The organism is Sphaerisporangium sp. TRM90804 (assembly GCF_029846175.1).
Taxonomy (GTDB): Bacteria; Actinomycetota; Actinomycetes; order Streptosporangiales; family Streptosporangiaceae; genus Sphaerisporangium.
On sequence record NZ_JARWAC010000021.1, the window covers coordinates 122055 to 134560 of the forward strand.

Annotated in this window: 10 protein-coding genes; 7 read left to right on the plus strand and 3 right to left on the minus strand. The window is 74.7% G+C overall.

What is annotated here, in order from left to right; genetic code table 11:
* Window positions 1-15: 15 nt before the first annotated feature.
* Window positions 16-2904, minus strand: a complete 2889-nt coding sequence (locus PYR91_RS25690; RefSeq protein WP_279783625.1) for a serine/threonine-protein kinase — start codon at window positions 2902-2904, stop codon at window positions 16-18.
* A gap of 429 nt (window positions 2905-3333) precedes the next feature.
* On the opposite strand from PYR91_RS25690, the gene PYR91_RS25695 reads away from it, so the two are divergent.
* Window positions 3334-3753 (plus strand): nuclear transport factor 2 family protein, encoded by a 420-nt coding sequence (locus tag PYR91_RS25695; RefSeq protein WP_279783626.1) that lies wholly within the window; start codon window positions 3334-3336, stop codon window positions 3751-3753.
* 293 nt (window positions 3754-4046) lie between these two features.
* On the opposite strand, the gene PYR91_RS25700 is transcribed toward PYR91_RS25695, so the two are convergent.
* The gene (locus tag PYR91_RS25700; RefSeq protein ID WP_279783627.1) at window positions 4047-5486 is read right to left on the minus strand and encodes a serine/threonine-protein kinase; all 1440 of its coding nucleotides are present in this window, start codon (window positions 5484-5486) and stop codon (window positions 4047-4049) included.
* Window positions 5487-5566: 80 nt separating this feature from the next.
* Window positions 5567-7222 carry a fumarate hydratase gene (locus PYR91_RS25705; protein ID WP_279783628.1) on the minus strand — a complete coding sequence of 552 codons (1656 nt, stop codon included), beginning with the start codon at window positions 7220-7222 and terminating at the stop codon, window positions 5567-5569.
* 255 nt (window positions 7223-7477) lie between these two features.
* On the opposite strand from PYR91_RS25705, the gene PYR91_RS25710 reads away from it, so the two are divergent.
* From PYR91_RS25710 to iolB, 6 genes are all read left to right on the plus strand, one after another.
* Window positions 7478-7774, plus strand: a complete 297-nt coding sequence (locus PYR91_RS25710) for a hypothetical protein (protein WP_279783630.1) — start codon at window positions 7478-7480, stop codon at window positions 7772-7774.
* Window positions 7775-7925: 151 nt separating this feature from the next.
* Window positions 7926-8909, plus strand: a complete 984-nt coding sequence (locus PYR91_RS25715; protein WP_279783631.1) for a Gfo/Idh/MocA family oxidoreductase — start codon at window positions 7926-7928, stop codon at window positions 8907-8909.
* The gene (locus PYR91_RS25720) at window positions 8906-9796 is read left to right on the plus strand and encodes a TIM barrel protein (RefSeq protein ID WP_279783632.1); all 891 of its coding nucleotides are present in this window, start codon (window positions 8906-8908) and stop codon (window positions 9794-9796) included. Before PYR91_RS25715 ends, PYR91_RS25720 begins: the two co-directional genes overlap by 4 nt.
* On the plus strand, window positions 9793-10737 hold the full coding sequence (gene iolC / locus PYR91_RS25725) for a 5-dehydro-2-deoxygluconokinase (RefSeq protein WP_279783633.1): 945 nt from the start codon (window positions 9793-9795) through the stop codon (window positions 10735-10737). The genes PYR91_RS25720 and iolC overlap by 4 nt, the downstream gene beginning before the upstream one ends.
* Window positions 10730-11611: a deoxyribose-phosphate aldolase gene (locus PYR91_RS25730; RefSeq protein WP_279783634.1), complete on the plus strand. Its 882-nt coding sequence runs from the start codon at window positions 10730-10732 to the stop codon at window positions 11609-11611. Before iolC ends, PYR91_RS25730 begins: the two co-directional genes overlap by 8 nt.
* Window positions 11611-12468, plus strand: coding sequence for a 5-deoxy-glucuronate isomerase (gene iolB, locus PYR91_RS25735; RefSeq protein ID WP_279783635.1), 858 nt, complete (start codon window positions 11611-11613; stop codon window positions 12466-12468). Before PYR91_RS25730 ends, iolB begins: the two co-directional genes overlap by 1 nt.
* Window positions 12469-12506 lie beyond the last annotated feature (38 nt).

The following is a 12506-nucleotide window of genomic DNA, read 5'->3' on the forward strand; positions in this document are numbered from 1 at the left end:
CCACCCGCCGGAGTACTAGGAGCCGCCCGGGGCGTCGGCGGGGGCGGGCTGGAACGAGGACAGGACGGCGGCGAGCTGGGGGCGGTGCTCGGGCCAGTTCACCTCCGGGGTGGACCAGTAGATCGCGTAGAGCGGGCCGCCGGGCACCGCCACCCAGCGTGACAGCACGTGGACCCGGCCGGTGGCGCCGATGTGCGTGAACTCCCAGTCGACGACGTCGGTGCCGGAGTAGGGCGCCGGGCGGGCCACCGCCATGCGGACCATGCGGTAACCGGGGTAGGTGCCCGCGGCGATCGCCTTGGTCTCGGCTGCCCTGACCGTTCTGAGCACGTTCGTGGAGCCGCCCGGCGACTGGCTGACCCGCACGGCGCGGACGTCGCCCTCGCCGCCGAAGGTGACGGTGCGGCCCTTGGCGACGTCGCTGAGCTCTTCGGGGACGTCGATGACGAAGCCGGTCTTGTCGGAGTGGCGGCGCAGGCCCTCGGCGGGCGCCGCGGACGCGTCGGGCGCGGCGGACCCGGCCGCCGGGGCCGACGCGGAGGTGACGCGGGAGGTCGCCTCGGCGGTGACCCTGGACGAGGCGTCGGAGGAGCCCCCGGGCGTCGCGTCCTGCCGCGCTCCGGCAGAGGAGCCGGCCCGGGAGTCGGCGGGGTCGTCGGACGACAGGGCGGCGGCGGCGAGCATGATGATGGCCGCCAGCCCGAGCAGCGCGACCACGACAAGCGCGATCATGCCCATCGACGTGCCGCTGCGGGGCGGGGCCCCGGAGCCCTGGAGGGCGAACAGATCGGTGCCGAGCCCCGTGCGGTGCACGGTCTCTTCCGGCCCCGCCTCCGAGTGGGAGGCCGCCCCCGCCTCCGGCGCCGTTCCCTGCGCCGGCACCGATCCGGACGCCGCCCTCGGCCCCGCGCCCTGGTCCGGCGCGGGGGCCCGCCCGGATCCGGACGGCGAGCCCGAGCCGGTGGTTCCCGGGACGGCGGCCGGGCGTGCCGAGCCCTGCGCGGAGAGCTTGCCGGGAGCGTACGGCGGGGAGGCCGGCCGGGGGACACGTCCGGTCGCTGGAGCGGCGTCCACGGCTGGGGCGTCCGCCGCCTGAGAGGGCTTGCCCGGGGCGTACGACGGGGAGGCCGGCCGGGGCGCGCGCCCGGTCGCCCGAGCGGCGTCCACGCCTGGGGCGTCCGCTCCCTGAGAGGGCTTGCCTGGGGCTTGCGGCGGGGAGGCCGGCCGGGGCGCGCGCCCGGTCGCCGGAGCGGCGGCCACTGCCAGGGGGGCCGCCGCCGGGGAGGGCTTGTGGGGGGTCGCGGGTGCCGGGATCACCTCGGTGCGGTCGTCCGGACGGTCGCCGCCGCCCGGCGGGCGGGCCGGTGCGGGGGCGGGCGGGCGGACCGGCGGGGTGTCGAGCAGGGAGACCGCGGGCTGCTGCGGAGCGGAGGTGACCGGGGGCAGGCCCACCATGGTCGCCTGGTCGTCCTCGTCCTCGTTCAGGCCGCTCGGAGACGCCGTACGCGGCGCTCCGGGGATGCGCAGGCCGCCCTTGGGGCGGATGACCGTCATCGTCTGGTTGGGATCGAACCCTTCCTCGTCCCCGGTGTCCGCACCGGCAGTCTCTCCCGGCCCGGCCGCGGCCCCCGACGGCATGCCCGCCGCCGCTCCGGGCGCGCCCGTTCCCGCCTTGGCGGTGCGCGCCGCCTGCGGCGAGCCGGTTTCGGCCTCGGCGGTGCCCGCCGCCTCCGACGCGCCCGTTTCCACGTTGGTCGAGCCCGCCGCCTTCGGCGCGCCCGACAAGGCACCGGCCGCTGCGGCGGCCCCGGCAGCGGTGGCCCCGGCGACGGCCGGTTTGGCAGGGGCGCCCGGCTTGGCGGGGATGCCCGGTCTGGCCGGGGTGGCCCCGGAAGCGGGGGCCCCGGCGGGGGCGCCCGGCTTGGCAGGGGCGCCCGGGGTGGCCGGGGGGGCCTGTCCGGCTGCGGGACTGGGGACGCGGGCCGGCTCTGGGCCGGGGGTGGGCTTCGGCGCGGCGTCGGTCCCGGCCGGGCCAGATGCCCCGCCCGAAGCCGAGCCCGAGGGGGAGGAGGGGGGACGGGAGGAGGTTCTGGCTATGGCGGAGAGCATGGCCACGGTCTTGGCGTGGGAGAGGCGCTTGGTGTGGTCCTTCTCCAGCAGGGCGGCCAGGACGGGACGGAGCGGGCCGGCCTGGGTGGGCGGCTCGGCCTGCTCGGTCATGAGCGCGGCCAGCGTCTCGCTGACGGTCGCGCGCTCGTACGCGGGCCGGCCCTCCACGGCGAAGTACAGGGTCGCGCCCAGCGACCACAGGTCGGACTCCGGGCCGGTGTGGTCGCCGCGAGCCCGCTCGGGAGCCGTGTAGCCGGGGGAGCCGATCACCATGCCGGTCTTGGTGATGTTGCTGTCGCCGGAGGCCTTGGCGATGCCGAAGTCGGTGAGCACCACCCGGCCGGTCTCGGTCAGCAGGACGTTCGCCGGCTTGACGTCGCGGTGCAGGATGTCCTGCTCGTGGGCGGCGGCCAGCGCGCTCAGCAGGTCGAGCCCGATCTCGGCGACCAGCCGGGGCGGCAGCGGCCCCTCCTCGTCGATGACCTGCTCCAGCGACCTGGCCTCGACCAGCTCCATGATGATCCACGGGCTGCCGTCGACCACGATGGCGTCGTGGACGGTCGCCACGGACGGATGGGCGATCTTCGCGGCGAGCCGCCCCTCGCGGATCATGCGTTCGCGCAGCTCGTCGCGCTGCTCCTTGTTGAGCCCGGAGTCCTGGCGGATCTCCTTCACGGCCACGTCGCGGCCGAGAAGGCGGTCGTGGGCGCGCCAGACGGTGCCCATCGTCCCCCGGCCGAGAGGGGCGATGAGCTCGTATCTGTCGGCGAGCAGCCGCGTCTGCTGTTCCGGCATGTGTATGAAGATAGCGATTCCGCCTTGCGAAGTACCTTCGCCTCACTTACGGCGATTCCCGATACAACCTCCGGGGCGGCCCCAGGCGGTCCGAAAAGGTGCCTCCCCCTGCCTCACCCGGTGCCGGACCCCCGCGCCTCCCGCGACGCCTGCGGCTCCCACGATGCCCGCGCCTCCCGCGACGCCTGCGGTTCGGGCGACGCGTGCGGCTCCCGCGACGCCTGGGGCTCCGGCGATGGCTGCGGCTGCCGCGATGCCTGCGGTTCCCGCGATGCCTGCGGTTCCCGCGACGCCTGCGGTTCCCGCGACGCTGGGGCTCCGGCGATGGCTGCGGCTGACGTGACGCCTGCTGCGCCCGCGGCTCCCGCGGCTCCGGCCTTACCTCCGGCGTAATCGACGGGCCTCACCCCGGCCCGGCAGGCTCGCGGCATGAGGAGCGACACCCGAGACATCGTGGAGGAACTGCTGCGCCGGATCGCCGAGGGCGATCATGAGCGCACGGCGGAGCTGTTCGCCGAGCCGGTCGACTGGCGGCTCGCCTGGCCGGCCGAGGGGCATCCGGCCGTGCCGTGGATCCGCCCCCGGTCAAGCCGGGCCGACGTGGCCGACCACTTTCGGACGCTGTCGGCCCGCCACGTGCCAGAGTTGAACGGCACGTCGGTGACGCGGATCCTGGTCGACGGGGCGCACGCCGTCGTGCTCGGCGAGATCGCGCAGACGGTGCGCGACGGCCCCGCCTACACCTCGTCGTTCGCGCTGCACCTCACCGTCGAGGACGGGCTCGTCACCGGCTACGACATCTACGAGGACAGCCTCACGGTCGCACGGGCCCTCAGCGCCACGGCGTGATCGCCCAGGGGCGCCCGTCGCGTCAGGAGCGCCCGAGCTGGCCTCCCACCGGCATCCGCTGTCATGACGGTGGACCGCCGAAGCGGCGGCTCACCCGGCGATCTCCGTCGGGGTGCCCACGGAAGTGGCGCGGTCGCTCGGGGACGCCCGCCGTGCGAACCGGGTGTGTGAGCCGGGGGGGCACTTGGGGTGGTCGCCCGGCCGGTGGCGGCGGTCATCCGGCGATCGCCGTCGGGTGTGCCCGTGGGAAGTGGCGGGGGCGCTCGGGGGCGCCCCGCCGTGTGAGCCGGGGGTTACTTGCGGCGGTTGCCGGGTCGGAACCTTCGGGGGAGGATCAGGCGGACCAGATCGGTGAGCTGGCGCAGCAGGGGGCTGATCTCGGGCTCGGCGCGGCGGCGGCCCGGGGGCGCCTCGGCCGGCCTGCGGTGCATGCCCTCGGCCGACCTGCGCTGCCCGCGCGGGGCGGGCACCGGGGGGACCTCCGCCTGCGGTGGGTGGGGCGCGCGTTCGGCCCGGGGGTCGGCCCGGTGCTGCCCGCGGTGGGCGGGCTTGCGCTGCCCGGGCGGGGCCTCGCCCGCGAGGCCGTTCACGGTGTCGTCCGCGCCACCGCCCTTGACCGCGCCCACGCCCATGCCCGCGACCCGGCCGACCGCGCCGGTGACCCGGCCCATCGCCGCCGCGCCGCCGCCCAGGACGCCGCCCATCGCGCCGCGCGTACCGCCGCCGCCCGTCGTGCCGCGTGTACCGCTGCCGCCCATGGCGCCGCGTGTACCGCCGCCGCCCGTCGCACCGCCGGCTGTGAGGCCGTCCATCGGGCCGCTCGCGCCGTGTGACGGCCTCGGGGCGCCGCCGTGGGCGGCCGAGCCCGTGCGGGACGGGCGCTGGGCGGGCCCGCCCAGCGGCTCCTCGGCCGAGCCGCCCGCCGCCACCCGGGCCAGCATGAGCGCCGCCCGCATGCCGTCGAGCCGCGCCTCGGGGTCGATCTGGAGCAGGCCGCGGAGGATCGGGGCCAGCGGCCCCGCGCGTTCCATGGGGATCGGCTCGCCGCTGGTGAGGGCGGCCAGCGCCGCGGCGGCAGTGCGCCGCCCGTGCAGGCCGCGGCCCTCGACGGCCGTGTAGAGGGTGGCGCCGAACGACCACAGGTCGGCGGCGGGGCTGGCGCGGTCGCCGAGCACGCGCTCGGGGGCGATGTAGCCCGCCGAGCCGAGCACGATGCCCGCCTGCGTGATCGAGGCGTCGCCATCCAGCGCGGCGAGGCCGAAGTCGGTGAGGACCGCGCGGTCCTCGGTGACCAGCACGTTGCTGGGCTTGACGTCGCGGTGCAGGATGCCCTTGCCGTGCACGGCGCGCAGGGCGGCGAGCACCTGGCGGCCGATCTCGGCCGCGCGGCGCGGCGGAAGCGGCCCGTGCTCCCTGACCAGCTCGTCGAGCGACCTGGCGTGCAGGAGCTCCATGACGATCCAGGGGCGGTCGTCCTCGGTGATGACGTCGAACACCGTGATGACCGAAGGGTGGGCGACCATGGCGGTCGCGCGGGCCTCGCGTTCGGTTCTGGCGCACAGCTCGGCCCGCAGATCCTCGTCGAGGATGAGCGGCAGCCGCACCTCCTTGACAGCCACGTCACGGTCGAGAAGGCCGTCGTGGGCGCGCCAGACCGTGCCCATGCCGCCACGCCCGACGGGCTCGAGCAGCCGGTACCGCGAGGCTAGCTCGTATCCGGACGGGGCGCGCATGGGTGGCAGCTTACCGATTTGTTCATCGCCGCCTGTAGAGGCCATGCCGATTCTCTGTTGAGATCTTCTGTCAGGATGAGTCAGATTCTGCGACCGATGGTGAGGACGGGTCCGGTGGTGTCCTCGAAGAAGTCGCCGCCCTTGTCGTCCACGACGATGAAGGCGGGGAAGTCCTCGACCTCGATCTTCCAGACGGCTTCCATGCCGAGTTCCGCGTACTCCAGCACCTCGACGCTCTTGATGCAGTCCTGCGCGAGCCGGGCGGCCGGGCCGCCGATGGAGCCCAGGTAGAAGCCGCCGTGCTCGCGGCAGGCCTCGGTCACCTGCTTGGAGCGGTTGCCCTTGGCGAGCATGACCAGCGAGCCGCCGGCGGCCTGGAACCGCTGGACGTAGGAGTCCATGCGGCCCGCGGTGGTCGGGCCGAAGGAGCCGGAGGCGTAGCCCTCGGGCGTCTTGGCGGGGCCCGCGTAGTAGACGGCGTGGTCCTTGAGGTAGCCGGGCATCTCCTCGCCGGCGTCGAGCCGCTCAGCGATCTTGGCGTGCGCGATGTCCCTGGCCACCACCAGCGGCCCGGTCAGCGAGAGCCGGGTCTTCACCGGGTAGCGGGTGAGCTCGGCGAGGATGTCGCGCATCGGGCGGTTGAGGTCGACGGGCACCACGTCGTCCGACAGGTGCTCGTCGGTGGTGTCGGGCAGGAACCGGGCCGGGTCTGTCTCCAGCCGCTCCAGGAAGACGCCCTCCGGCGTGATCTTGGCGAGGGCCTGCCGGTCGGCGCTGCACGAGACGGCGATGGCCACCGGGCACGAGGCGCCGTGCCGGGGCAGCCGGATCACCCGCACGTCGTGGCAGAAGTACTTGCCGCCGAACTGGGCGCCGATGCCGAGCCGCTGCGTCAGCTCGAAGACCTTCTTCTCCATCTCCAGGTCGCGGAAGCCGTGCCCGGACGGCGAGCCCTGGGTGGGGATGGAGTCCAGGTAGCGGGCCGAGGCGTACTTGGCCGTCTTCAGCGCGAACTCGGCGCTGGTGCCGCCCACCACGACCGCCAGGTGGTACGGCGGGCAGGCCGCGGTGCCCAGCGAGCGGATCTTCTCCTCCAGGAACTGGAGCATCCGCCTCTCGTTGAGCACCGCCTTGGTCTCCTGGTACAGGAACGACTTGTTGGCGCTGCCGCCGCCCTTGGCCATGAACAGCAGCTTGTACTCGTCCGAATGGCCGCCCGGGTCCTCGGCGTACAGCTCGATCTGCGCGGGGAGGTTGTCGCCGGTGTTCTTCTCGTCCCACATGGTCAGCGGGGCCATCTGCGAGTAGCGCAGGTTCAACTCTGTGTAGGCGTCGTAGACGCCGCGCGAGATGTGCTCGGCGTCGGCGCCGTCGGTCAGCACGTGCCGGCCGCGCTTGCCCATGACGATCGCGGTGCCGGTGTCCTGGCACATGGGCAGCACGCCGCCCGCCGAGATGCTCGCGTTCTTCAGCAGGTCGAGCGCGACGAACCTGTCGTTGCCGCTGGCCTCCGGGTCGTCGATGATCTTGCGGAGCTGGGCCAGGTGGGAGGACCGCAGGTAGTGCGAGATGTCGTGGATCGCGGTCTTGGTCAGCAGCCGGAGTGCCTCCGGGCCGACCTCCAGGAACGTACGGCCCGCCGCCTCCACCTTCCGCACCCCCTCGGCGGTGACCAGACGGTACTCCGTCTCATCGGGACCGAGCGGAAGCAGGTCGGTGTAGTCGAATCCGGGCATCGCCTGTGCTCCTCCGTAACTCCTGGCCGGCTCACCTCCGCCGGCCGGGCCCGCCGCCGTCTGGGGACGGGTCGCGGCTTCTGCCTGTGCAGGGTACGGCTCCGCGGCCCCCGCCCGGCAAACGGGCCCCGCGGGCCGGGGCGGGACGGCGGCGCGCCGGCCGGGCCGGGCGGATGCATCCCCTGGTCGACGGGGTGACGAAGCTCTGTCTATACGCTCGGAGACAGAACACGGGCGTCCACGATCGGGGGAGTCATGGATCCGGGTTACATCGTGCTCGGCGTGCTGGGGGTGCTGGTGCTCTCCGCCGTCCTGGGGGTGGCGCTGCTCACCGTCGTGCTGAAAGGCATCAAGGGGGAGACCGTCCAGTGGCCGGTGCTGCCGGAGCGGGAGAGCGCGCGGGCCGCTCGCGAACGGCGGGAGTACGAGGCCGGGAACCGCAGCGACGAGCACTGCGAATGGACGGGCCGCGACCTGGCCGGGGACGACCTTCGGCCGGTCGGCACCCACGAGGAGAAGCACGCCATCCCCGGCCGGGCCCGGTGGTGGTGACCCGCTGAGGGGGGCCGTCCGCCCCCGTCCGCCCGCCGCGTCGCCAGGACCACAGTTCATCTGAATGTCAGGACAAAGTCTTGACTCCGGACATTCTGGTACTTAGAACTGGGGGCGAGCCGTGATGAGCTGATCGAGGCGCGGAGGCAGCATGCGTGTGGGTCTGTTGGGTCTTGGCCGCATCGGCGCCTTCCACGCCGTGACGCTGGCCGCGCATCCCGACGTGGGCGAGCTGGTGGTGTGGGACGCCGACGAGGCGAGGGCCGCCGACGTGGCGGCCCGGGTCGGCGGCGTCGTGGGCGACGCCTTCCAGACGGACGCCGTCGTGATCGCGACCCCCACCTCGACGCACGCCGAACTGATCACCCGGGCCTGCGAGGCGGGCATCCCCGTCTTCTGCGAGAAGCCCGTGGCGCCGACCATCGAGGAGACCGTGCGCGTCGCCGAGGTCGCCGGGCGCAGCGGCACGCTCGTGCACATCGGCTTCCAGCGCCGCTTCGACGCCGGCTACGCCGCCGCCCGCGCGGCCCTGCTCGCCGGCGAGCTCGGCGACCTGCACCGCGTGCACCTGCTCAGCGCCGACCCCCGGCCCCCGGACCCCGCGTACATCCCCCTCTCGGGCGGCATCTTCCGCGACTGCCACATCCACGACTTCGACATCCTGCGCTGGGTCACCGGCCGCGAGGTCGACACGGTGTACGCCACGGGCGCCAACCGGGGCGCCGCCTTCTTCGCCGAGGCCGGCGACGTCGACACCAGCGCCGCGCTGCTGACCCTGGACGACGGCACGCTGGTGACCCTGCAGGGCTCGCGTTACAACGGCGCCGGGTACGACGTGCGCATGGAGCTGGCCGGCACCCTGCGCACGGTCGCCGTCGGACTGGACGACCGCGTGCCGCTGACCTCGGCGGAGCCGGGCGCGGGCTTCCCCGGCGGCGAGCCGTGGCCCGACTTCGGCACCCGCTTCGAGGCGGCGTACGTCGCCGGGATGGCCGCCTTCCTGGCGAGCGTGCGGGACGGCGGCCCGAGCGCCTCCTCGGTGCGGGACGCCCTGGCCGCGCTCAGGATCGCCGAGGCCGCCGAGCTGTCCCGCCGCGCCGGGCGCCCGGTGAAGGTCGTGGAGGTGGAGGCATGACCGCGGCCGGCGACGCTCCGCGGGTCGCCGCGGCGCCGATCTCCTGGGGGGTCTGCGAGGTGCCGGGCTGGGGCCACCAGCTCGACCGGGAGCGGGTGCTCGGCGAGATGCGCGCGCTCGGCCTCACCGCCACCGAGCTGGGCCCCGACGGGTTCCTGCCCGGGGACGCCGACGAGCGGCGCGCGCTGCTCGGCGCGTACGGCCTGCGGGGCATCGGCGGGTTCGTCCCCGTCGTCCTGCACGACCCGGCGCACGACCCGCTGCCGGAGGCCACGGCCACGTTCCGCTCGTTCGCCGAGGGCGACGTGGAGACGGTCGTGCTGGCCGCGGCCACCGGCGCCGACGGCTACGACGTCCGGCCGCGGCTGGACGCCGAGGGCTGGAAGACGCTGCTGGACAACCTCGGGCGCCTGCTGCGGGCCGCCGAGCCGTTCGGCAGGGCCGTGACGCTGCACCCACACGTCGGCACGATGATCGAGACCCGCGAAGAGGTCGACCGCGTGCTCGACGGCTCCGGCATGCCGCTCTGCCTGGACACCGGCCACCTACTCATCGGGGGCACCGACCCGCTTGACCTGGTGTCCAGGGCAGCAGCCAGGGTCGCACACGTGCACCTCAAAGACGTGGACGCCACGCTCGCCGAGAAGGTGCGGGCCGGGGAGCTGACCTACACCGAGGCGGTGCGCGCCGGCGTCTACCGGCCGCTGGGCCGGGGCGACGTCGACGTGGCGGGCATCGTCGCGGGCCTGTCCGCCGCCGGCTACCGGGGCTGGTACGTGATGGAGCAGGACGTCGTGCTCGACGCCGAGCCGCCCGAGGGCGGCGGGCCGCGCGGGTCGGTGGGCGAGAGCCTGGCCTACCTCGCCGGGCTGGACGGCCGCGCATGACCGAGGTGCTCACGATCGGGCGGGTGGGCGTCGACATCTACCCGCTCCAGGTCGGCGTCTCGCTGCGCGAGGTGGAGACCTTCGGCAAGTACCTGGGCGGCAGCGCCACCAACGTCGCGGTGGCCGCGTCCCGGCTGGGCCGCCGCGCCGCGGTGATCACCCGCACGGGGGCCGACCCGTTCGGCCTGTTCATCCACGACGCGCTGCGCTCGTACGGCGTGGACGACCGGCACGTCACCGCGGTCGAAGGGCTGCCCACGCCCGTGACGTTCTGCGAGATCCGCCCGCCGGAGGACTTCCCGCTGTACTTCTACCGCTTCCCCAAGGCCCCTGACCTGGAGATCTACCCCGAAGAGCTGGACATGGCGGCGATCAGGGACGCCGGCCTGTTCTGGGGGACCGTCACCGGCCTGTCCCAGGACCCGTCCCGCGCGGCCCACTTCGCCGCCTGGGAGGCCAGGGGGCGCGCCCCGCTCACCGTGCTCGACCTCGACTACCGGCCGATGTTCTGGGCGTCCCCCGCCGAGGCCGGGGAGTGGGCCGGCAAGGCGCTGCGGCACGTGACCGTGGCCGTGGGCAACCTGGAGGAGTGCGAGGTCGCCACCGGCACGCGCGAGCCGTACGCCGCCGCCGAGGCGCTGCTGGACATGGGCGTGGAGCTGGCCGTCGTCAAACAGGGCGCCGGCGGCGTGCTCGGCATGACGGCCGGCCAGACCGTCGTCGTGCCGCCCGTACCCGTCGAGGTCGTGAACGGCCTCGGCGCCGGGGACGCGTTCGGCGGCGCCCTGTGCGACGGCCTGCTCGCCGGCCGCGACCTGGAGACCACGCTGCGCTTCGCCAACGCCGCCGGCGCGATCGTGGCGGGCAGGCTCGCCTGCGCGCCCGCCATGCCCACATCCGAGGAGGTCGAGGCAGTGCTCTCGGGGAAAGCCCATGCGTGACGACGATCGCCGCAGGCTGACGGAGGACCGCGCCCGCCACCCGTGGCGCGTCGCCGAGGCCGCCGCGGAGCGCAGCCGCAGGCCGCTGCTGGGCGAACGCGACCAGCTCCTGATCATCGCGGCCGACCACCCCGCCCGGGGCGCGCTCGGCGTGCGCGGGCGCCCCCTGGCGATGGCCAGCCGCGTCGACCTGCTCGACCGGCTCGGCGTCGCGCTCGCCAGGCCCGGGGTGGACGGCCTGCTCGCCACGCCCGACGTCGTGGAGGACCTGCTGCTGCTCGGGGCGCTGGACGACAAGCTCGTCATCGGCTCGATGAACCGGGGCGGCATTCACGGCACGGCGTTCGAGTTCGACGACCGCTTCACCGCCTACGACACCGAGGCGATCGTGGCCATGCGGCTCGACGGCGGCAAGATGCTCTGCCGCATCGGCCTCGACTCCCCCGAGACGGCGAACACGCTGGAGGCGTGCGCGCGCGCCGTGACCGCCCTGGCGCGCGAGGGGCTGCCCGCCCTGATCGAGCCGTTCTGGTCGCGCCGCGAGGCGGGGGCGGTGCGCCACGACCTGTCACCGGAGGGCATGATCCACGCCATGCACGTCGCCCAGGGTCTCGGCGCCACCTCCGCCCACACCTGGCTCAAGATCCCGGTGATCGATGAGATGGAGCGGGTCATGGAGGCGACCACCCTGCCCACCCTGCTGCTCGGCGGCGACCCCACCGCCGCGCCCGAGGAGGTCTACACCTCGTGGCGCAAGGCGCTGCGGCTGCCCGGCGTGCGAGGGTTGGTCGTCGGGCGCGCGCTGCTGTACCCGCCCGGTGACGACGTCGCCGCGGCGGTCGACACCGCCGCCGGGATGCTGGAGGTGTCCTGATGTCGTATATCCCCGCGGGCTCCACCGCGGCGGCGCCCTGGGCGCTGTGCGTGACGCCGGAGCTGGCCGGGTGGACGTACGCCGGGCTGCGGGCGCTCACCCTCAGCGGCGAGACCGTCGAGTTCGCCACCGGCGACGAGGAGATGCTCGTCCTGCCGCTCAGCGGCGCGTGCGCCGTGGAGTGCGACGGGGTCCGGCTCGAACTGCACGGGCGCCCGTCGGTGTTCGAAGGCGTCACCGACTTCGCGTACCTGCCGGTCGGCGCCGCCGTGCGGCTCACCGGGGAGGGGCGGTTCGCGCTGCCGTCCGCGCTGGCCACCCGCCGCCTCCCCGTGCGGTACGGCCCGGCCGCGGACGTCCCGGTGGAGGTGCGCGGAGCGGGGCGGGCCAGCCGCCAGGTCAACAACTTCTGCTCGCCCGGGGCGTTCGAGTGCGACAAGCTGGTGGCCGTGGAGGTGCTCACCCCGGAGGGCAACTGGTCGTCCTACCCGCCGCACAAGCACGACACCGCCTCCGAGCGCGAGGCCGTGCTTGAGGAGATCTACTACTTCGAGGGCGGCCCCGGCTACCAGCGGGTCTACGGCTCGCCGGGCCGGCCCATCGACGTGCTCGCCGAGGTCGGCTGCGGTGACGTCGTGCTGGTGCCGCACGGCTACCACGGCCCCTCGATGGCGGCCCCGGGGTACGACCTGTACTACCTCAACGTGCTGGCCGGGCCCGCCGAGCAGCGCTCGATGGCCTTCTGCGACGACCCCAGGCACGCCTGGATCCGCGGGAGCTGGGAAGGACAACCCATCGACCCGCGTGTCCCCATGACCGCGGCCCCCGGCCGCCACGACGACGCGAGGCGGGGATGACGGCCGGCGCCGGTCGCCGCCGGGCCGGAGTACGACAG